The sequence below is a fragment of the Angustibacter sp. Root456 genome (genome assembly GCF_001426435.1).
Classification (GTDB): domain Bacteria; phylum Actinomycetota; class Actinomycetes; order Actinomycetales; family Angustibacteraceae; genus Angustibacter.
Genome location: NZ_LMER01000019.1, coordinates 105,840 through 126,879 on the forward strand (window position 1 = coordinate 105,840; position 21,040 = coordinate 126,879).

Annotated in this window: 17 protein-coding genes; 10 read left to right on the forward strand and 7 right to left on the reverse strand. The window is 73.8% G+C overall.

The genetic code is table 11. The features are described 5' to 3' along the window. Nucleotides 1-597: 597 nt before the first annotated feature. Nucleotides 598-1,983: an MFS transporter gene (locus tag ASD06_RS13900; RefSeq protein ID WP_235502348.1), complete on the reverse strand. Its 1,386-nt coding sequence runs from the start codon at nt 1,981-1,983 to the stop codon at nt 598-600. A 51-nt stretch (nt 1,984-2,034) separates the two neighbouring features. Here ASD06_RS13900 and larE point away from each other — a divergent pair, with 51 nt between their 5' ends. Next, nucleotides 2,035-3,474, forward strand: coding sequence for an ATP-dependent sacrificial sulfur transferase LarE (gene larE / locus ASD06_RS13905; RefSeq protein WP_200942217.1), 1,440 nt, complete (start codon nt 2,035-2,037; stop codon nt 3,472-3,474). Nucleotides 3,475-3,636: 162 nt separating this feature from the next. Continuing rightward, the gene (locus ASD06_RS20040; protein WP_056679325.1) at nt 3,637-4,020 is read left to right on the forward strand and encodes a cold-shock protein; all 384 of its coding nucleotides are present in this window, start codon (nt 3,637-3,639) and stop codon (nt 4,018-4,020) included. A 21-nt stretch (nt 4,021-4,041) separates the two neighbouring features. Here the strand turns inward: ASD06_RS20040 and ASD06_RS13915 are convergent, their stop codons facing one another. Then, nucleotides 4,042-5,394 carry a hypothetical protein gene (locus tag ASD06_RS13915; RefSeq protein ID WP_056678863.1) on the reverse strand — a complete coding sequence of 451 codons (1,353 nt, stop codon included), beginning with the start codon at nt 5,392-5,394 and terminating at the stop codon, nt 4,042-4,044. A gap of 99 nt (nt 5,395-5,493) precedes the next feature. On the opposite strand from ASD06_RS13915, the gene ASD06_RS13920 reads away from it, so the two are divergent. Both ASD06_RS13920 and ASD06_RS13925 read left to right on the forward strand, forming a co-directional pair. Then, the gene (locus ASD06_RS13920) at nt 5,494-6,312 is read left to right on the forward strand and encodes a DUF3027 domain-containing protein (RefSeq protein ID WP_056678866.1); all 819 of its coding nucleotides are present in this window, start codon (nt 5,494-5,496) and stop codon (nt 6,310-6,312) included. A gap of 78 nt (nt 6,313-6,390) precedes the next feature. Continuing rightward, entirely contained in the window at nt 6,391-9,363 is a 2,973-nt protein-coding gene (locus ASD06_RS13925) for a FlgD immunoglobulin-like domain containing protein (RefSeq protein WP_157371721.1), read from the forward strand. Between the two features lie 5 nt (nt 9,364-9,368). Here ASD06_RS13925 and ASD06_RS13930 read toward each other — a convergent pair whose 3' ends face one another. Beyond that, complete coding sequence (locus ASD06_RS13930; protein ID WP_056678872.1) at nt 9,369-9,641, reverse strand: DUF2530 domain-containing protein; 273 nt, start codon at nt 9,639-9,641, stop codon at nt 9,369-9,371. Nucleotides 9,642-9,767: 126 nt separating this feature from the next. Here ASD06_RS13930 and ASD06_RS13935 point away from each other — a divergent pair, with 126 nt between their 5' ends. The 4 genes from ASD06_RS13935 (at nt 9,768) to ASD06_RS13950 (ending at nt 14,142) form a co-directional block, all read left to right on the forward strand. Further along, nucleotides 9,768-11,306 (forward strand): NCS2 family permease, encoded by a 1,539-nt coding sequence (locus tag ASD06_RS13935; RefSeq protein ID WP_082538085.1) that lies wholly within the window; start codon nt 9,768-9,770, stop codon nt 11,304-11,306. Nucleotides 11,307-11,427: 121 nt separating this feature from the next. Then, nucleotides 11,428-12,252: a maleylpyruvate isomerase N-terminal domain-containing protein gene (locus ASD06_RS13940; RefSeq protein ID WP_056678875.1), complete on the forward strand. Its 825-nt coding sequence runs from the start codon at nt 11,428-11,430 to the stop codon at nt 12,250-12,252. A 190-nt stretch (nt 12,253-12,442) separates the two neighbouring features. After that, the gene (locus ASD06_RS13945; RefSeq protein WP_369853759.1) at nt 12,443-12,820 is read left to right on the forward strand and encodes a MarR family winged helix-turn-helix transcriptional regulator; all 378 of its coding nucleotides are present in this window, start codon (nt 12,443-12,445) and stop codon (nt 12,818-12,820) included. Beyond that, complete coding sequence (locus ASD06_RS13950; protein ID WP_056678882.1) at nt 12,817-14,142, forward strand: MFS transporter; 1,326 nt, start codon at nt 12,817-12,819, stop codon at nt 14,140-14,142. The genes ASD06_RS13945 and ASD06_RS13950 overlap by 4 nt, the downstream gene beginning before the upstream one ends. A 127-nt stretch (nt 14,143-14,269) precedes the next feature. Here ASD06_RS13950 and ASD06_RS19450 read toward each other — a convergent pair whose 3' ends face one another. The 3 genes from ASD06_RS19450 to ASD06_RS13965 all read right to left on the reverse strand — a co-directional run bounded on the left by ASD06_RS19450 (nt 14,270) and on the right by ASD06_RS13965 (nt 17,581). After that, nucleotides 14,270-15,613: a lytic transglycosylase domain-containing protein gene (locus ASD06_RS19450; RefSeq protein WP_056678885.1), complete on the reverse strand. Its 1,344-nt coding sequence runs from the start codon at nt 15,611-15,613 to the stop codon at nt 14,270-14,272. Nucleotides 15,614-15,707: 94 nt separating this feature from the next. Then, entirely contained in the window at nt 15,708-16,973 is a 1,266-nt protein-coding gene (locus ASD06_RS13960; protein ID WP_056678889.1) for an MFS transporter, read from the reverse strand. Next, nucleotides 16,970-17,581 (reverse strand): transcriptional regulator, encoded by a 612-nt coding sequence (locus ASD06_RS13965; protein WP_056678891.1) that lies wholly within the window; start codon nt 17,579-17,581, stop codon nt 16,970-16,972. Before ASD06_RS13965 ends, ASD06_RS13960 begins: the two co-directional genes overlap by 4 nt. Before the next feature lie 114 nt (nt 17,582-17,695). On the opposite strand from ASD06_RS13965, the gene ASD06_RS13970 reads away from it, so the two are divergent. Beyond that, complete coding sequence (locus ASD06_RS13970) at nt 17,696-18,871, forward strand: SAM-dependent methyltransferase (protein WP_056678894.1); 1,176 nt, start codon at nt 17,696-17,698, stop codon at nt 18,869-18,871. Then, nucleotides 18,868-19,944 carry an esterase-like activity of phytase family protein gene (locus ASD06_RS13975; protein ID WP_056678898.1) on the forward strand — a complete coding sequence of 359 codons (1,077 nt, stop codon included), beginning with the start codon at nt 18,868-18,870 and terminating at the stop codon, nt 19,942-19,944. Before ASD06_RS13970 ends, ASD06_RS13975 begins: the two co-directional genes overlap by 4 nt. Here ASD06_RS13975 and serC read toward each other — a convergent pair. Next, nucleotides 19,907-21,028 carry a phosphoserine transaminase gene (serC, locus tag ASD06_RS13980; RefSeq protein ID WP_056679332.1) on the reverse strand — a complete coding sequence of 374 codons (1,122 nt, stop codon included), beginning with the start codon at nt 21,026-21,028 and terminating at the stop codon, nt 19,907-19,909. The two genes, ASD06_RS13975 and serC, sit on opposite strands and share 38 nt — an antisense overlap. Nucleotides 21,029-21,040: the final 12 nt, after the last annotated feature.

Sequence of the window (21,040 nt, forward strand, 5' to 3'; positions counted from 1 at the left end):
GGTGCGCACGTGTCGTTGTTGCAGGGCCCGTGCGCGGCGGCGGTGGGCGGCGTGCTGGTCGGCGCGCACGACCGCGCGGTGCACCCGGGCCTTCCAGGCGCGCGGGGACGGCCCGTCCCACACCGGCCCGTCGAGCNGCGCCGACGAGCCGTTCGGCCACGCGGCCAGCGCGTCCAGCGCGGTCGGCATCACCGTGGCCAGGCGTTCGGCCAGCGCGAGCAGGTCACCAGCCGCGGCCAGGCTGATCCCGAGCGTGGCGGCGATCTCGGTCTCGGCCAGCGAGCGCACGAACGTGTCCACGTCGCTGCCGTGCAGCACCTGCGGCCCGGCCGCGGTGCACTCGGCCAGCACGTCCAGCGCCCACCGCAGCCGCTCGGCCTCGACGGCCAGCAGCCGCCCCTGCAGCCGGCGACCCGGCTCGATCAGCTCCGACCGCGCCCCAGCAGCGCCCTCGACCCCGAAGGGCGAGGAGGCAGCCAGGGCGGTGTTCTCCATGCCCACCAACCTAGAAGAGACCACCGACAGCCATGTCAGTTGTTGCNGTTCGCAGACCCTGCTCTGCGCTCAGGGTCGCCGGGGCCCGACAGTGAGGGGTAGTCAGCAGGTGACCGACTCGGGGGTCGTGGCGCGTTCGCGCTGAGCCGGCACGGTCACCGCGGCGCCCTGGGCCGGCTCAGCGGACGCCCCCACGCCGTTGGCCGCGTCGGGGATCACCCGCTCGAGCTGGCCGAGCACCACGACCATGAGCGCACAGCCCACGAGCAGCACGGCCACGAACGGCACCGTGAGGTGGTGACCGAGCAGGAAGCCCGCCACCACCGGGCCACCGATCGCCGCGACCTGGAACACCATGGACCCCACCGCGTTGTAGCGGCCGCGCAGGTGCGCCGGGGCCAGGTCGTTGGTGATCGCGGGCACGACGGGCGACTGGAAGGTCTCGCCGAGGGCGAAGACCGCCATGCTCGCCGACAGCAGCACGCCCGCCACGACCGAGCCGGGCACGAGCCCGGCCAGGCCCATGAGCGACCACGACGCCGCCCACACCAGGCTCATGAGCATGAGCACCCGGGTGCGCCGGTGGCCCTCGATGCGCTGGATCACGATGAGCTGGAGCACCACGATCGTCGCGGTGTTGACGGCGAACGCGATGCCGATGAGCTTCGTCGACGCCTCGGCCACGGTGCGCGCGTACGCCGTCCAGCCGGCCTCGAACTGCGCGTAGCCCACGAAGGCGCCGAAGAACACGACCACCAGGAACCGCCGGAAGGCGCGGTCGGACAGCACGGCACGGTAGCTGCCCGCGGGTGCCGGCTCGTCGGCGTCCGCGTGGTGCTGCACGGCGTTGCCGACGTGCCGCAGCGGCAGCGCCAGCACGCAGAGCGGCGCCAGGAACGACACGGCGTTGAGCAGGTAGATGACCTGGAACGTCCACGGCTCGGACGTCGACACGAACAGCCCCGAGGCCAGGCCACCCACCCCGATGCCGAGGTTGAGCACGGTGAAGCTCGTGCCGTAGTACCGCTGGCGGATCGCCGGCGGGATCACGGCGGCGACCAGGGACTGCGACGCCGGCCAGAAGACCGCCTGGCCGAGCCCGAGCAGCCCGAACGCCACGGCGGCGCTCGCCGCCGACGTCGCGAAGGCCAGGAGCGCGCTGCCGAGCAGGTTCGCGACGAGCGCCAGCATCTGCAGGCGCCGCGGGCCGTACCGGTCGATGACCGCGCCGATCGGCCCGAGCAGCGCCAGCGCGACCGTCGACGGCACCGCGAGCAGCAGGCCCACCGTGGTCAGTGACAGGTGGCGCACCTCGTGCAGGTAGACCACGCCGAACGGCAGCACGAAGCCGATCCCGAGCGCGTCGACGATGACCGTCGACAGCAGCAGGCGGCCCTCGCGCGGCAGGTCGTGCCAGAGCGAGGACAGGCTGGGGCGGGACGTGGAACGCGTGGCGGTGGACACGTCGTCGATGGTCGCAGTCGCCACCGACACGACCCAACTCGATTACTGCGGTCGAGCGACGCCTACCCTGTCGGGGTGGACCTCGCCGTCGGATTCGACCTCGACATGACTCTCGTCGACTCGCGCGCGGGCATCGTCGCGACGGCGCAGGCGGCCGTGGCCGAGCACGGCGGCCACGCCCCCACCGACGAGCTGGCCGCGCTCATCGGCATCCCGCTCGACGACATGCTCGCGCCGTTCGTGCCCTCCCACCTGCTGGCGACGACGGCCGACCGCTACCGCGAGCTCTACCCGACGCTCGGTGTGCCGCACTCGCGTCCGCTGCCAGGTGCCGAGCAGTCGCTGCAGCAGGTACGCGCGCTGCACGGCCGGGTCGTGGTGGTGAGCGCCAAGCCGGAGTCGTCGGTGCGCATGGTGCTCGAGCGTGCCGGGCTGGAGCCCGACGTCGTGGTCGGCGGCCTGTTCGGCGCCGACAAGGGCATCGCGCTGCGCGACCACCGCGTCGCGGTGTACGTCGGCGACCACCCAGGCGACATGGTCGGGGCAGCGGCGGCCGGCGCGCACGGCGTCGGCGTCCCCACCGGCCCCAACGACGCCGAGGTGCTGCGCGCGGCCGGCGCGGGCGTGGTGCTCGACGACCTCACGCACTTCCCGGCCTGGCTCGACGCGCACGTGCTCGACCGGCGGCTGGCCGACCTCGAGGGCCGGCTCGCGGAGCTGGACTCGCTCCTGGTGGCCTTCTCGGGGGGTGCCGACTCCGCCTTCCTGCTGGCCGCGGCCGTGCGCGCCCTCGGGCCCGAGCGCGTCGTGGCCGCCACCGCCGTCAGCAGCTCGCTCGCCAGCGGTGAGCTCGACGACGCCCGCGCGTTCGCCGAGGGGCTGGGCGTCCGGCACCTCACGCCGTCCACCGACGAGATGGCGCGCGAGGGCTACCGCGCCAACGCCGGCGACCGCTGCTTCTTCTGCAAGGCCGAGCTGCTCGACGTCCTCGGGCCGCTGGCGACGGAGCTGGGCGTGGCGGCCATCGCCACCGGCACGAACGCCGACGACGTGATCGCCGGCTTCCGGCCCGGCATCCGGGCGGCGGCCGAGCGTGGCGCGCTGACGCCGTTGCGCGACAGCGGGTTCACCAAGGCGCAGGTGCGCGCAGCGTCCGCGCAGTGGCAGCTGCCGACGTGGGACAAGCCCGCCGCGGCCTGCCTGTCGAGCCGCATCGCCTACGGCGTGCAGATCACCCCGTCGGGCCTGGCGCGCGTCGACCGGGCGGAGGCCGCGGTGCGCACGTGGTTCGCGGGCGCCGGACTGCCGCTGCGCGACCTGCGGGTGCGCGACCTCGGGGGCGACCGCGCGCGCGTCGAGGTCGACCGTGACGCCCTGACGGCGCTCGACGGTCGGGCCGACGAGCTCGCTGCGGCCGTGGCGGCCGCAGGGTTCGCGACCACCGAGGTCGACCCGCGCGGGTTCCGTTCGGGCTCGATGAACGAGCTGCTGAGCCAGCCCGAGCAGTTCCGCTGACCCGCCGCTCCGGTGTCCGCGACGTCGGACGGCGGCCACGAACTGGGTGGACACAGCGGTTACATTGGTGCCTATCTCGGGCGTGACCTCCGCAGTTGTCGGGGGGCACGCCCTTCCGGCATGGTGCCGCGCGCCATGCCCTACCGCAGCGAGGGGTTTCAGGTGCCGACTGGCAAGGTCAAGTGGTTCGACGCCGCCAAGGGGTTCGGGTTCATCGGCTCGGACGAGGGCGGCGACGTCTTCCTGCCCAGCTCCTCACTGCCCGCGGGCACGACGTCGATCAAGGGCGGCACGCGGGTGGAGTTCAGCGTCGTCGAGGGGCGGCGCGGATCGCAGGCCCTGCAGGTGACCCTGCTCGACGCGCCGCCGTCCGTGGCCGCCCGCACGCGGCGCCCGGCTGACGACCTCAGCGTCATCGTCGAGGACCTCATCAAGGTGCTCGACGGCATCGGCAACGGCCTGCGCCGTGGTCGCTACCCCGACAAGGCGACGGGCGCGAAGGTCGCCTCGCTGTTGCGCGCGGTGGCGACCGACCTCGAGGGCTGAACCTGCGCCACCGGGGTGGGCTCAGGGGGTGCGGCGCACCCGCGAGGTGAGCAGGGTGCGCACAGTCAGCGCGAGGACGACGGCGAGCCCGACCGCAGCCAGGCCGAGCCCCCACGCGCCGCCGAGCGGCAGCACGATGCCGAGCGCGCCGCCGACGACCCACGCGAGCTGCAGCACCGTCTCTGACCGCGCGAAAGCCGACGTGCGCACCGACTCGGGCACCTCCCGCTGCACGAGGGCGTCGAGGGCCAGCTTGGCGAGCGCCGACGACAACCCGGCGAGCAGCCCGGTCACGAGCACGGGCAGCAGCCCGTAGCCGAGCGCCCCGACGGCGGCGCCGACCGCCGCGAGCCCCACCATCGCCGTGGCCACCACCTCCGGCGTCAGGCGGCGCAGGACGGCGCCCAGCGACGTCCCGATGGTGTTGCCCAACCCGGCCGCACCCGCCACCAGCGCGATCACCCCGAGCAGCGGCAGGGAGCTCGTGATCGGGTCGGTGCGCAGGGCGAACGCGAGGAACAGCGTGAGGAAGCCGGTGAACGCCCGCAGCGCCGCCACGGCCCGCAAGCCGAGCACCACTCGCGGGCCGATGCTCCACCGCTGGCGGCGGTCCTGAGGTGCCTCGGACGACAGCCGCGCGTCCACCTCGCCCACGGCGGAGTCGACGCGGCGCGGTAGGGCCAGGGCCAGGCCGGTGCCCACCGCGAACACGGCGAAGGCCAGCCGCAGCGCCCACTCCGGGCCGATCCGGGTGAGCCCCGCACCGACGGGCGAGGCCACGGTGACGGCGACGATCCCGCCGAGCAGCACCCGCGAGTTGGCGGTCACCAGGCTCAGGGCCTGCGGCTGCACGCGCGGGATGGCGGCCGCCCGCGTGAGGCCGTAGGCCTTGCTCGCCACCAGGTGGCCGAACGCGGCCGGGTAGAGCGCGAAGGCCTCCTTGCCGCCAGCCACCGCACCGGCCATCACCCAGGCCAGGAACGCCCGCGACACCAGCGTCAGCGCGAGCGCGTACCGGCGTCCGTGCCGGAACCGGTCGAGCAGCGGGCCCACCACCGGCGCCATCAGCGAGAACGGCAGCATCGTCACGAGCAGGTAGAGCGCCACCCGGCTGCGCGCCTCGCCCACCGGCACGGCGAAGAAGACGGTGTTGGCCAAGGCGATGAGCACCAGCGCGTCACCCGCCGCCGACACCGCGTGCAGCTCGATCACCTTGGCCAGACCGGACTCGCCGGCGCCCTGCGCCCGCGTGGCGCTGCGCACGCGCCGACGCGCGGCCCCCCCGACCCGGGCCGACGCGCGCCCGAACGACCGGCCCACCTCGGCCGCGCGGTGCAGCGCCGGCCGCCGCCGCTCGCCATCTCGGGGGTCCACCCGCTCATCCTGCCCGTCAGGCGCGACGACACGGGCCGCTCGCCACGAGATCTCAGGGGTGTGTTCGCATCGCGGGGCCGTCTACGGGACAATCGGCGGGTGCCCACTGACACCACCGCACCGACCGCCGCGCGGCGCTCGCGACCGGCCACCGCTGACGCCGCCCTCGTCGCCGCCGTCGACGTCGCCCTCGCCGCCGCGCAGGACGTCGCCGAGCCGGGAAGCGTCGGGGAGCACCTCGGAGCCACGGGCGAGGGCGAGCGCGTCGTCACGCACGCGTTCGCCTGCACCTCCACGGCCTACCGCGGGTGGCAGTGGTCGGTGACCCTCGCCCGGGCGCCCCGCTCGCGCACCGTCACGGTGAGCGAGGTGCACCTGCTGCCGGGTGCCGACTCGGTGCTGGCACCCCAGTGGCTGCCGTGGGCCGACCGGCTCGCGCCGGGCGACCTGTCACCAGGAGACGTCCTGCCCAAGCGCGTCGACGACCCGCTGCTCGAGCAGGGCTTCGAGGCCACCGGGGACGAGGACATCGACGCCGTCGCCGTCTGGGAGCTCGGCCTCGGACGCCCCCGCGTGCTCTCGCCGGCTGGCCGCGACGAGGCCGCTCAGCGCTGGTACGACGGCGAGCACGGCCCGCACGACCCGCACGCCGAGCAGGCGCCCGCCCAGTGCACGACCTGCGGATACTTCGTACCCATGGCGGGTGCGCTGCGGCAGGTCTTCGGGGTCTGCGCCAACCAGTGGTCGCCGTCCGACGGCAAGGTCGTGAGCCTCGACCACGGCTGCGGCGCGCACAGCGAGGTGGACGTCGAGCGCCGTCCCGAGCCGATCGACGAGCCGGTGCTCGACGAGCTGGGTTACGAGCCGGTGCTGATCGAGCGCGCTGAGCCCATCGGCGAGCCTGCCGCAGACGGCTGATCTTCTCGTCCGAGACGTTCCCAGCTGTCCGGGCCCGCTGCTAGGGTCCGCTCACTCGTGCAGCAGGGGGTCGGGGTCATGCGTCGTCGCGCGCTCTTCGTGGGTCTGGTCACGTCGTCGTTGCTGGGCGGTGCCATCGGCGCCGGGACGGCGGCCGGTGCGGCGCCCCTGGCCGCGCCGGCGGCTGCGATCAGCGCTACCGCGTGGCCCGGCGTCGACTCCGCCGTCGCCGACCCGGCCGACACCGTGGCGGTGCCGCGGTCGCCGGAGGTGAGCCCCATCCCGCGGCGCGTGCTCGCGTCCTCCGGCGGCACCCGCCTCATCCTGCAGCCCGACTCCGACGGTGCCTGGTGGCTGTGGTGGCAGCAGGGCACGGACGAGCCGGTGCGCTCGGCCCAGCAGGTGCGCAACCCGCGGGCAGTGGAGGCCTCGGCGTCGTCCGCGCACGTGGTCGTGCACGACAGCGCCTACCTCACCATCGACCTGGCTGCTCGCACGATCACGCCACTGACGCTGGAGCCGGGGTGGACCTTCGTCGCGGCCACACCGGACGGGTACGTCGACGTCAACCGCACGACGAAGGTACTGCGCCGGCACCTGGCTGGTGGCTCGACGTCGACCCTCGCGACCGATGCGTTCTTCACGACCTGGCCGGGCAACCGCCCGGCCGCCGCCGACGCCACGGGCGTGGTGCTGTCCGACGGTGGGGTCCGGTGGTACCCGTTCGACGGTGGCCCGTCGGTGGTCCTGGCCACTGGCCAGTTCGTACCGGACACGTTCGCGGTGTCACCGTCTTCCGTGGCGTGGACCACGAGGGCGTTCGCGGGGAACGCCACCCAGCCGGCGCAGCCACCGTCCGTTCGGCGCGTGCTCAAGACGGGCGGCCCCGTCGCCACGCACCCCGTCGACGAGCTCATCACGGACCTCGCCATCACCGACGACGCCACGGCGTGGAGCGGCCGGCTGCTGAACAGCAGCGGGACGGCGGCAGCCGGCACGCGCTTCGCGGGGGTGGGCAACGCCGACCTGACCCAGGTCACAGCGCTACCCGAGATGAACTCCGCCTCGGCCGTCGCCGAGGCGGACCACCTGCTCCTGACCGACGACGCACCGGCGTCCGAGGCGGGGTTGTACGCCGTCACCGCCGACGGGACGACGACGCTGCAGACCCGCACCACGCCGCCGCTGCGCTCGGTGCGGGCCTTCGCCTTCGACGGTGAGCACGTCGTCGAGGAGCAGCTCGAGAACGGACTGCCGGCTGCTGTGGGCGCACACCGCGTGACGGCAGACGGTGTCGGCCCGCTGCAGGCGCTCGACCGGCCGGCGGGCAACGCGCCGACGACGCTCGCGCTCGCGGCCGGCCGGCTGGCACGCCAGGCGGGTGCGACGACGTTCTCCGACCTGGATACCACCGTCGGTGCGTGGTCGTACTGCTGCGGGGCCGCGGCTCCAGCGGTGCAGCAGGTCGAGGCGTCGGGGACCACCGCCGTCGTGGCAGGCACGGTGGTCGACATGACGACCGGCCGCGCGCGCTTCACGCTGCCGGGCGCGCGCACCTGGGCGATCTTCGGTGACGCGCTCGCGTGGTCGACCGACACCGGCGAGGTGTGGCGTCGCACGCTCGCGACCCCGCCGTCGAAGGTGGTCGCGGCCGCGTGCACCGGTGGCTGCGCCGCGCAGGTCGGTCTGTGGGGTGACCGCCTCCTCGTGCAGCCGAAGGTGGGCGATCTGCAGGTGCGCACGACCTCGGGGGCGCTCCTGCGGACGCTGCCGGCGCTACCGGCGGCCGAGGGGCCGTGGGCTCCGGCCCTGACCCTCGAGGACGGCGTCCTCGCGTGGGTGCAGCCGGTCTCGGGCACCGCCGGTGTGCTGCGGGTGGTGGATGTCGACGCCGCTGACCCCACGGTCGTGGACGTCGCCCAGGCGGTGCGGCTGCCCGGCCTGCGAGCCGTCGAGCTGCGCGACGGCCGGCTGATGTGGCTGGCCGGCGACCGCGGGTTGCGGCTGGCGCGACTGCCCCTGACCAGGATGCCGCGCGTCGTGCTGACGGCGCTGTCGGCACCGTCGGCGTTCTCGCCCAACCACGACGGGGTGCACGACACCTGGGTGCTCGACGGGATCGCCTCGGCACCCTTGGCAGGCGCCGTGACCCTCGCCGTCACCCGGGCCGGTTCCCCCGTGCGCACGGTCACTGCCACCTCGCACAGCGGGCGGTTCTCACTCGCCTGGAACGGGCTCACGACGTCAGGCAGCGCGGCCCCCGAGGGGGTCTACACGTGGCAGCTGCGGGCCACCTCCGCCTCGGGCCGGCCACTGACGGGACTCGGCAGGGCGGTCACCGGCCAGCTGGCGCTGCGGCGCAGCACCGCCTCGACGGTCGTGTCCGCTCCCGAGGTGGTGTCCAACGTCTCGACCACCTCCCTGTTCCCTGTGCGGTGGCGCACGACGACGACTCAGCCGAGCTGGTCGACCATCACCAACCAGCTGCAGGTGGCGGGTCGCGAGTCCGGTTCGAGGCAGTGGAGCGGCTGGCAGCAGTTCGACGTCAAGACGGCGACCGGGCGCACCTTCGACCCGCGCACGACCATCTGGCCCACCGCACGGCAGTGGCGGTTCCGCGCGCGAGCAGTCGCCGCGGGGGGAGCGCCGGGCCCCTGGTCGCCCTACGTGTCGGCGAACATCCCGGTCGACGACAACGCCAGGGGTGCGCTGAAGTACTCGGGCGCGTGGTCGTTGCAGCGCGTGCGCGGAACGTTCATGGGCACCCAGCACCGGGCCAACCGCTACGGCGCCTCGGTCACCGTCTGGCCGAACATGCAGTCACGCCTCGTCCGCGTGCTGATGACGACGTGCCCGACGTGCGGCAAGGTGAGGATCCAGGTCGACGGCGGCAGCTGGCTCACCGTCGACACGTACTCGCGAACGGTCCGCCGCCGCAAGCTGGTGTACCGCAGCACGAAGCCGACCAGTGACCACCGTGTCACGGTGCGCTCCGTGGCGTCGGGTTCGCGGCCGTACGTCTACCTGGACGGCGTGGTCTTCGAGCCGTGAGCCGGTCACCCGGCTGAGTGGTCGCGGCCGGTGCGCGCGCCGGCCGCGTTGCCGCGCCCGCGCAGCAGGTAGGCCAGACCGACCAGCCCCAGGACGATCCCGCTGACGCACGCCCACGGCCACCACGAGCGGTCGCCCGTGTGCAGCGCCGGCACGAGCAGGACGACGGCGAGCGCCACCACCCAGCCGAGCAGGCCGAACGACACGATGCGCACCGAGTCGACCTGGATCGGCTGCAGCGGCTCGGGTGCGGCGTCCGTCGTCCGTGGCGTGCTCACGAGGTCAGCCTAGGCCCGGATCGGATGAGGGCACGCCCCACGCCCGGCCGCGACTCTGGCAGCATGTGCGCCGTCCGGTCGCCGTCGCCCGGCCCTCCCCCCGTGCACGACCTCGAAGGGTCCTTCATGTCCGCGAAGAACCGCAAGCGCCCCGCTGCGTCCGGGAGCACCCGCACCACCACCAAAACCGCCGAGCGCCCCCCGGTGGCCAGTGGCAACGCGCTCGAGCGCTACTTCCGCATCGCCGAGCGCGGTTCCACCGTCGGCCGCGAGGTCCGCGGTGGCCTGGCGACCTTCTTCACGATGGCCTACATCGTGGTGCTGAACCCGCTGATCATCGGCACCCAGGCCGACAGCACCGGCGCGTTCCTCGGCGGCGGCAGCGCACCGAACCTGGCCAAGGTCGCCGCGGCCACCGCGCTGGTCGCGGGCGTCATGACGATCCTGATGGGTGTCGTGGCCAACTACCCGCTCGCGCTCGCCACCGGCCTCGGGCTCAACGCGTTCGTCACCTTCGGCGTGGCCAAGCTGCCCGGCATGACCTGGGCCGACGCCATGGGCCTGGTGGTCATCGAGGGCCTGATCATCCTGGTGCTCGTGCTCACGGGCTTCCGGCAGGCGGTGTTCCGCGCGGTGCCTCCGCAGCTCAAGGTCGCGATCAGCGTCGGCATCGGGCTGTTCATCACGATCATCGGTCTCGTCGACGCAGGCATCGTGCGCAAGCCGGCCGGCCCCACGCCGGTCGAGCTCGGCATCGGCGGGTTCCTCGCCGGGTGGCCGGTGCTGGTGTTCGTCATCGGCCTGCTGGCCATCATCATCATGCTCGTCAAGGGCGTGCGCGGCGCGATCCTCTACGGCATCGTCGGCGCCACCGTGCTCGCGATCATCGTCGAGGCGGTCGGCAACATCGGCAGCCAGACCGACGCCACCGGCAAGGTCGTCAACCCCAAGGGCTGGGGCCTGAACGTGCCGACCCTGCCCGACCAGATCGCCGCCAAGCCCGACTTCGGGCTGCTCGGCCACTTCAGCCTGCTGGGCTCGTTCTCGGCCATCGGCGTCGTGAGCGCCGTGCTGCTGATCTTCACCCTGATGCTCGCCGACTTCTTCGACACCATGGGCACTGTCGTGGCCATCGGGGAGGAGGGTGGCCTGCTGGACGCCGAGGGCAACCCGCCGCACGTCGAGCGGATCCTGGTGGTCGACTCGATCGCCGCCGCTGCGGGTGGCGCGGCGAGCATCTCGAGCAACACCTCGTACATCGAGTCGGCGTCGGGTGTCGGCGAGGGGGCGCGCACCGGCTTGGCCTCGGTGGTCACCGGTGTGCTGTTCCTGCTCGCCACGTTCCTGGCGCCGCTGGTCGCGGTGGTGCCCTACGAGGCGGCGACGCCGGCACTGGTGGTCGTCGGCTTCCTGATGATGCAGCAGGTCAAGGGGATCGCCTGGGACGACCTCGACATCGCGATCCCGGCCTTCCTCACCATCGTGCTGATGCCGTTCACGTACTCGATCACGGCCGGCATCGGCGCGGGCTTCGTGGCCTACGTGGTCATCAAGATCGTGCGCGGCCGCGCGAGCGAGCTCCACGTGCTCATGTGGGTGACCGCCGTCCTGTTCGTCATCTACTTCGCGATCGACCCGATCAAGCAGCTGCTCGGCGTCAGCTGACCCACCCGGCGCAGATACCCGTCGAGATCCGGCTCGAGACCCGCTCAGGCGGCCCTCACGACCGGAGATCGGCGGGTATCTGCGTAGACGGCGGGGGCGGGGGCGGGCCTAGCGTGGGCGCATGACGACTGACCGCAGCTCTTGGCTCACCCACGAGGCCTATCTCGCGGCCTTCACCGCTGACGCCCGACGGCTCTCGCAGCTCGCCCGCGGCGGCGACGCCAGCGCCGCGGTGCCCACGTGCCCCGGCTGGACGCTGCTCGACCTCGTGCGGCACGTCGGTGACGTCTACGCCCACAAGGTGGCGCTGCTGCGCCTGGGCCGGCGTCCGCAGCAGGGGGAGTGGCCGCTGGGTGACGGCCTGGCGTTCACCGAGGCGCTCGACCGGCACGACGCCGAGCAGCGCGAGCTGGCGCAGCTGCTCGCGGACGTCGGCCCCGACGCCGCGTGCTGGACGTGGATGGAGGGTGCCGGTGAGGGCACCTGCGCCGCCTGGGCGCGGCGGATGGCCCACGAGGCGCTCGTGCACCGCGTGGACGCCGAGGCCGCCGTGGGTGCACCGCTGCACCGCGCGGCGCCGGGCCTGGCCGCGGACGGCGTCGACGAGGTGCTCACCTGGATGGCGGGCGATCCGGACGTGGTCGCGGAGCCGCAGTCGGCATCCGGTGCGCCGGGCACGGTGCTGCTCGACTGGGGTGCGGGCGGGCGGCTGGTCGCTCTGCCGGACGGTGGCCACGACGTCCGCGCGCTCTCGCCGGCGCAGGCGGCAGGCGCGGTCACGGACGCAGTCCTGCGCGGCGACGCGCTCTCGCTCGACCTCTACCTGTGGGGGCGGCTCGAGGCCCTGCCGCCGCTGATGCGCGGAGACCTCGACGTGGTGGAGATCTCCGGCAGCGCTCCTGTGCTCGAGCGCCTGGGGGGCCGGGTAGCCGCGGCGACGCAGTAGCCACCGGCACGGAATGGCTCAAGGCCAGTCGGTGTTGTGCCGATCGTTAGCATGGTTAATGAGCACAAGTAATGAGGTAGGCTAACGACCGATGGCAACTCACAGCACCACGAACGACGCACCGGCCGTCACCCGCAGCGGCTCCCGTCTGGGCGTTCCTGCCCTGGCGGTCGAGCTGCGCCACGCGATCATGCGGGCCTCGCGCCGCGTCCGGCAGGAGCGCAGCGTCGACGACGTGACGCCCGGCCAGTACTCCGTGCTCGCCGGACTCGACGTCCACGGCCCCTTGACGCCCCGCGAGATCGCGGCGCACGAGAAGGTGCAGCCGCCGTCGATGACGCGCACCATCACCGCGCTCGAGGAGCTCGGTCTCGTGAGCCGCACCGACCACCCCACGGACGGCCGTCAGGTGCTGGTGGCGCTCACCCCCGAGGGATCGACGGTGGTGCGAGAGACGCGCAAGCGCCGCGACGCCTGGTTGGCCAAGCGGCTCGCCGAGCTGTCGCCCGACGAGCGCGACACCCTCGCCCGCGCCGCGGAGATCCTGCAGCGGATGGCCGAATCATGAGCCCGACGTTCCGCGCGATGCGCGCCTTCAACTACCGCGTCTGGGCCATGGGAGCGATCGTCTCCAACATCGGTACCTGGATGCAGCGCGTGGCCCAGGACTGGCTCGTCCTGACGGTGCTCACCGACCACTCCGCGGTCGCCGTGGGCATCACGACCGGCCTGCAGTTCGCCCCGATGGTGCTGCTCGCGCCGCTGGCCGGCGTCCTGGCTGACCGGGTGCCCAAGCGTCGCCTGCTCATCGGCACCCAGTCGGCCATGGGACTCGTGGGCCTGGTGCTCGGCGTGCTGGTCGTCACTGACAGCGTGCAGCTGTGGCACGCCTACGCGCTCGCCCTGGCCCTCGGCGTCGCGGCTGCCGTCGACTCACCGGCCCGCCAGGCGTTCGTCAGCGAGATGGTGCCGCGGGAGGACCTCTCGAACGCCGTGAGTCTCAACAGCGCGTCGTTCCACGCCGCACGGATCTTCGGCCCTGGCCTGGCCGGCCTGCTCATCGCCTGGGTCGGTACGGGGCCGGTGTTCCTCATCAACGCCGTGACGTTCCTGGCCGTCATCGCCTCGCTGCTGCGCATGCGCGTGAGCGAGCTCATGCCGGCTCCGGTCGCGGCGCGAGGCCGGGGCCAGCTGCGGGAGGGGCTGCGCTACGTCAGGGGGCGGCCCGACCTCATCCTCATCATGGTCGTCGTGTTCCTCGTGGGCACCTTCGGCCTGAACTTCCAGATGACCACGGCCATCATGGCCACCGCCCAGTTCCACAAGGGCTCCGGGGAGTACGGACTGCTGGGCTCGATCATGGCGATCGGCTCGCTGGGCGGCGCGCTGCTCGCGGCCCGGCGTGAGCGGCCGCGGCTGCGACTGGTGATCGGCGCGACGCTCGCGTTCGGCGTCTTCGCCAGCGCCGCGTCGCTGATGCCGACGTACACCCTCTTCGCCGTCGCCCTGATCCCCGTGGGCCTGTCGTCACTGACGTTGATGACCAGCGCCAACGCGACGGTGCAGCTGACGGTGGAGCCGAGCATGCGCGGGCGGGTGATGGCCCTCTACATGGCCATCTTCATGGGTGGCACCCCGGTGGGCGCTCCGTTCATCGGCTGGCTCGGCAGCGCCTTCGGCCCGCGGTGGACGATCCTGTTCGGAGGGCTCGTGTCGGTGGTGACCGCGCTGGTCGCCACGGCCTACGTGCTGCGCCGTGACGAGCTGCGGCTCACCTACCGGTGGCGCCAGACGCCGCACCTGCAGGTGCAGAGCGTGGCCCACGAGCGCCAGGTCGCCCGCGAGCGGCTGGCCAGCGTGCAGGCCAACGACTCCCGCTCGGCCGCGTGAGCGACCGGGTTAGGGTGACGGCGTGACCCCCCGCACGCGGCAGGCCGTGGTGAGCATCGCGCTCGTCGCCCTCGTGGTGGTCGCGATCGTGGGCGCGTTCGTGCGCTGAGCCGAGGGGCGTCGAGGTCTAGGGCGCCTTCGTGACGGTCTTGGTGATCGTCGAGGTCGTCGGCGTGGCCGTGATGGTCGTGACCGTGCAGACCTTAACCCCCAGCAGGTCGACGGCGCAGGGGGTGGTCGTCGTGACGATCGGCGTCGGCAGCGGCACGAGCCGCGTCACGAGCGAGGTGACGATCGACGTCACGGGCGAAGCGGCCGACGAGACGGCGGACGAGACGGCCGACGACGCGCCGGCGACCACCCCTGCGGCGGCCCCACCCGAGGCCGACGTCGGCGCCGGAGCGGGCTGGCCGGCGTCCGGGCCGTTCGCTGCGCCACCGGAGCCACCGGAGTCGCCAGAGCCACCGGACCCACCAGACCCACCGGAGCGGGCGGTCGACGTCCGCGAGGCGCCCGCGGCCTCGGTGCGTGGGCCCGAGCCGTTGCCCTGGGCCGCCGCTGCTGCGGCCTGCACCGGGTCCCAGCCGCCGGACGCCGGCGCCATGTGGGCTGCGGGGAGGCTGGACGCCGGAAGCGCCGTGACGCCGTGGCGGTACGCGTCCGCGATGGCGACGACGGTGCGCACGTAGCTGTCGGAGTTGTTGTAGCGCCGGATGGCGCGGTAGAGGTCGGTGCCGTTGCGCAGGTCGCCCGGCCCGCTGCACAGGTACACGGCGGTGGCGGTGGCGGCGTCGTCGACGTTCTGCGGGTCGCGCGTGCCGTCGCCGTTGGCGTCCGAGCCGACCACGCGCCAGGTGCCGGGGATGAACTGCATCGGCCCGACGGCGCGGTCGTAGACGGTGTCGCGGTCCCAGCGGCCACGGTCGGTGTCGCCGATGCGCGCGGTGCCCCGGCTGCCGTCGAGCGGGATGCCGATGATGCCCGGGCGGGCGACACCGGCGGCGTCCAGGGCGTTGCCGCCGAACCGCGCGTGGTCGCTCTCGACGCGACCGATCGCCCCCACGAGCGCCCAGTCGATGCCGCAGGCCGGGTCGGCGTCGGTGACGAGGCGGGCCGCGAGGCGGTAGGCGGCCAGCGCGCGGGCGGGGATGCCCAGGCGGTCGAGCTGCACGGGCTGCCGGCTCAGCGGTGCCGTGCCGTCGGGAAGCGCCAGACCGGGTGCGAGCTCGGGGTTCGCGCCGTCCGGGCTGGTGCCGGCCGGGGCGACGTCGCTGCCCACGCGGTCGGGCTGGGTCAGGGACTGCTGCGGCACCTGCGGCACGACCGCACCGCTGGTGCGCGACGGCACGCCGGTCTGCGCCAGCGCGATGCCCGTCGCCGCCAGCACAGCGGCCGGCACCAGCGCGGCCACGCTGCGCCAGCGCACGGTGATGGTGCGGGTGCCTGCGCTGTTCCTGTGTGCACCGCTCACGATCGGGTCCTTCCTCGTCCGGCGCACCCCACCCCCGGGGTCGCACAGTGCTCAACGAGGGCGGTGCCTGAAAGTCACGCACATCGTGGGGTGGTCAGGCGGTGATCGCATCCCGAGACGGCGGCGCGGGCGTCTCGGCGGCCACGGCTCGGTTCATCTGCTTCCACTCCGGGCGCAGCGCGGGCAGCGTCGTGGCCACGAAGTAGGCCACGCCGCACACGAGCAGGGCCGTGCTGATGCCCACCTGCTCGGTGAGCACGCCGCCCACCAGGCCGCCGAACGGGATGAGTGCCCACGCCATGCTCGTGATCAGCGACATCACGCGGGCTCGCAGGTGCTCGGGGATCCGCTCGAGCTCGACGGCGCCCAGGATCGGGTTGATGACGCCTGCGCCGATACCCCCGACGAACAGCACGGCGATCACCGCCCACAGCGGAGCGTCGAGGCCCAGCACGGCGAAGCGCGGCAGGCCGATGCCGAAGAAGCCGAGCGTGAACGCCGCGCGCCGCGGCAGGCGGTGGCCCACCGTGGCGGCCGTGAGGGCGCCGATCACCGCGCCGGCCGAGCTCGCGGCAGCGGCCACGCCCATGAGCCCCGCGCCCCCGCCACGGTGCTGGGCCCACACCGCGATGAGCACCCCGGAGTAGGCGGCGTCGAGCAGGTTGGTGACGCCGATCATGCCGACGATCGAGCGCAGCAGGCCGTCACGCCAGACGAACCGGCCGCCTTGCCGCAGCCGCTGCAGGTAGGGCGCGGCGTCGTCCTCGTGGGGTGGTGTGGTCGCGCGAGCCTCGTGCGCGCGCAGGCCGAGGGCGACGACGAGCGCCGAGACCGCGAACGACGCGGCGTCCAGGCCGATCGCGGTGGCGGGCCCGACCGCCGTGACCAGCGCGGCCGCCGCGAGCGGGCCGATCACCGAAGCGGCCCGGCTGATGCCGTCGGTGAGGCCCAGCACGCGCTCGACCGGCTGGCCCGAGGTCGCCGCGACGACCGGCGCCAGCACGTACTTGGCGCTGTCACCCGGGCCGCGCACCGCACCCGCGAGGGCGACGAGCGCGAGCAGCGTGCCGAAGTGCAAGGCGCCGGCGGCGTGCAGTACCGGGATGAGGCCCACGAAGCCGACGCTGACGACGTCCGACAGGATGCTCATGCGGCGCGGGCCGATGCGATCGGTGACCGGCCCGGCGAGGGCCTGGCAGATGACGTACGGACCCATCTCGGCCAGCGCCACCAGGCCGGTGCGTGTCGCCGAGCCGGTGGTCTCGAGCACGAACAGCGGCACCGCGATCATCGACAGCCGGGTGCCCACGAGCGACGTGCCGTACGCCGCGAGCAGCGCCGCGACGGGGCGGCGGCTCATCGGAAGGTCCCCGGGCGCGGGAAGACCTGCAGCTGGACGGTGACGCGCGCGGTGCCCTCGGCGGGGGCCCGCTCGGAGGTTTGCTCGGGGTCGTCCGAGCGCTGGTAGCTCTCGACGACGTCCCACATCCGCTCGGTGAGCTCGTCCGCCTGCTCGGGGGTGAGCTGGAGGTCGAGGTCGCTCAGCGTGCCGCGGCCGACCCAGGGCTCGGGGCGGTGCGGCATCTCGTCGACGGCGGCGAGCAGCTGCGAGGCGTAGGCCTGGGCGACGCTGCGCAGGTAGATCTCGCTGGCAGCGGCCGACTCGGGGTCGGTGGCGGCCTCGCGCAGGTCCATCGTGGTGGCCCGGTGGGCGGCCTTCCACCAGCGCTCGCGGGGCTGGCCGCGGCCGACGTCCTCGGTGATGAAGCCGTACTGCGCGAGCTGACGCAGGTGGTAGCTGGTGGCGGCGCTGCTCAGCTCGAGGCGCTCGGCGAGCTGGGTCGCGGTGGCCGGGCCGTCGTGGCGCAGCAGGCCGAGCAGGCGCACGCGCACGGGGTGGGCCAGGCCGCGCAGGTTCTTGGCGTCGAGCCGGACGTCGTCCGGCCGGGAGGTGCCCTCGGTGCTCATACGCCGAAGATACTTCGCCAAGACTCCTTTGCCAAGACTTCTTTGCAAAGACTGTTTGGCCAACCCCGCCCGCCAATGGTTGGGGGTGGGGGTGGGGCGGGGGAGAATGGGGGAGTGCCGATCGTGCTCGAGGACGCCCTCGCCCAGCTCCGCCCCCTGCTGCTCGACCCCGAGCGGCTGCTGCGCGCGGTGGCGGCCGGACGACGGCGCACGGGCACGCCCTCGGTAGCCCGCGCCGAGCTGCGCCCGGTCGACCTGAAGCAGGGCCGGCACCTGCAGGTCGTCACCCACGACGGCCGGCAGGCCACCACGCGCAACACGCCGTACGGCGCGGCCGGCGCCACCGTCGACGCGCTGCTCGCCGAGCCGTTCGGCAACTGGCACGTCGAGACGGTCGACGAGACCCTGCAGCTGCGCGTGACCAAGAAGGGTGCGGCCCAGGTGCACCGCACGGCCACCAGCCGCCGCGACGTCGCCGTGCGCTCGCACGACCGCACGCGCCAGCACCTGCTCGCCCCTGATGACCCGCTCTTCGCCGCCCTCGGCGCCGACGCCGACAAGCGCCGCCAGGTCGACGCGTTCCTGCGCCTGCTCGAGCCCACGCTCAAGCGCCTGCCCGACGACGGCCCGCTGCGCGTCGTCGACCTCGGCTGCGGGAACGCCTACCTCACCTTCGCCGCGCACCGCCTCATCAGCGAGCGGCGCGGCGACGTACGCACGGTCGGGGTCGACGTCCGGCCCGACATGGTGGCGCGCAACAGCGAGCTCGCGGTGTCCCTCGGGCTGGACGGGCTGTCGTTCGAGGCCGGCACCATCGCCGAGGCGTCGCCGTTCGCGGACGACGAGCCGCCGCACCTCGTCCTGGCCCTGCACGCGTGCGACACCGCCACCGACGAGGCGCTCGCGCGTGCGGTGCGCTGGGGCTCGCCCGTCGTGCTCGCCGCCCCGTGCTGCCACCACGACGTGCAGCGCCAGATCCAGGAGGGGCCAGGCGCACCGCTGCCCTACACCGCCCTGACCCGCCACCCGATCCTGCGCGAGCGGTACGCCGACGTCCTCACCGACGCGCTGCGGGCGCTGGTGCTGCGCATGCTCGGCTACAAGGTCGACGTCGTCGAGTTCGTCGACTCCCGCCACACCCCGCGCAACGCGATGGTGCGGGCGGTGTGGTCGGGCGGTGCGCCGCGTCCGGCGTCGGCGGCGGAGTACCGCGCCCTCACCGCGGACTGGAACGTCCACCCCGCGCTCGCGCGCATGCTCGACGACGAGGTCGCCCGGGCGCTCGCGTGAGGTGGTGGCGCGCGGCTGCGCTCGCCGTCGGGCTGAGCGCGCTCGGCCCCGTTGCCTCCGCCGCTGCTGCCGCACCCGAGCCTGATCCCACGCGGGTGACGACCGTGCGCGACGCCCGGATCACGGAGTCGAGCGGCCTGGCCCTCAGCGCGGCCCGACGCGACGTCGTCTGGACGATCAACGACTCCGGTGCCGCCGCCCTCGTCTACGGGGTCTCGCTGCGCACCGGCCGCACGGTGGCGGTGCTGCGACTCACGGACTCAGCCGGCCGGCCGGCCGACGTCGTCGACACCGAGTCGCTGGCGTCGGCGTCATCGGGAAGTCGGCGCTCGCTGCTGGTCGGTGACATCGGAGACAACGGGGCGACGCGCGACCACGTGAGCATCTGGCGGCTCGCCGAGCCCAGCACCGTCGGCGACGCCACGGTGCGCGCAGCCCGGCTCGACGTGCGATACGCGGGCGGCCCGGCGGACGCGGAGGCGCTGGTCTTCACGCCCGACGGGCGCCTGCTCGTCATCACCAAGGCGCTGCTGCGCGCCGACGTCTACGAGGTGCCGCGGTCGGCGGTACGGCGGCTCCTCGCGGGACGCGACACCGAACGCCCGGTGACCGCCCGGCTCGTGGCGCACATCACGCAGACGCTCGTGACGGGGGCGGACGCGCTGCCGGACGGTCGACTCCTGGTGCGCGACTACGGTGCCGCGCTCGTGTACCGGTGGTCCGGTCGTGACCTGGTCGCCGCCGACCGGGTCGACCTGCCGACGCAGCGGCAGGGCGAGGCGATCGTCGTCGAGCCCGGCGCGCGGACCGCGATCGTGAGCTCGGAGGGTGCGCACCAGCCGCTGTGGCGGGTGCCCCTGGGCTTGGATCGCGGTCTTGCTCCACCTCGTGCGGCTCCCTCCGCCACGGCTGCTCCCTCCGCCGCGGCTCAGCGCACGGCCGCCGACGCCGCACCCACCGAGCCGTGGGTGCTCGTGTTCGTCGCGGTCGGCGCCCTGGTGGTCAGCGGTCTCGTGGGGCGCGGGGTGGTGGGCGTCAGAGGCGCTCGACGACGTGGTCGACGCACGCGGTGAGGGCCTCGACGTCGCCCGGGTCGATGGCGGGGAACATCGCGATGCGCAGCTGGTTGCGGCCGAGCTTGCGGTAGGGCTCGACGTCCACGATCCCGTTCTCGCGCAACGTCTTCGCGACCGCTGCAGCATCCACCTCGTCGACGAAGTCGATCGTGCCGACCACCGGCGAGCGGTGGTCGGGGTCGGTGACGAACGGCCGCGTGTACGGCGTGCGCTCGGCCCAGCCGTACAGCCGCGCCGCCGAGTCGGCCGAGCGGGCGGTCGACCACGCGAGGCCGCCCTGGGTCAGCAGCCAGTCGACCTGCTCGGCCATCATGATCAGCGTCGCGATCGCGGGAGTGTTGTAGGTCTGGTCGAGCCGGCTGTTGGTGACGGCCGTCATGAGGTCGAGCGAGGCGGGCACCCAGCGCGAGGTGGCCGCGAGCTGCTCGGCCCGCGCGATCGCGGCCGGTGACATCAGGGCGATCCAGATGCCGCCGTCGGAGGCCAAGCCCTTCTGCGGCGCGAAGTAGTAGACGTCGGTGGCGGCGACGTCCACGGGCAGCCCGGCCGCGGCGGACGTGCCGTCGACGACGACGAGCGGGCCGCCGTCCGCCGCACTCGTCGCGCCCGGCACCGGCTCTACCGGCACCCACACGCCCGTGGACGTCTCGTTGTGCGGCCAGGCGTGGACGTCGACCCCGGCCTCGGCACGCGGCGCGGGCCGCGACCCCGGCGGGCTCTCGATCACGGTCGGATCGGCGAGGAAGGGCGCGGCCCGAGTGGCGGCGGCGAACTTCGCCGAGAACTCGCCCAGCACGAGGTGCTGGGCCTTCTCGCGCACCAGGCACGAGGTGGCGACGTCCCAGAACAGCGTGGAGCCACCGTTGCCGAGCACCACCTCGTAGCCGTCGGGCAGGGCGAACAGCTCGGCCAGGCCGGCACGCAGCCGGTGCACGAGGTCGCGCACCGGCTGCTGGCGGTGGGAGGTGCCGAGCAGGGTGCGCCCGGCGTCGGCGACGGCCTGGGCCTGCTGCGGGCGGACCTTGCTGGGCCCGGAGCCGAAGCGGCCGTCGGACGGCAGGAGCTGCGGCGGGATCGTGATGCTCACCCGCGC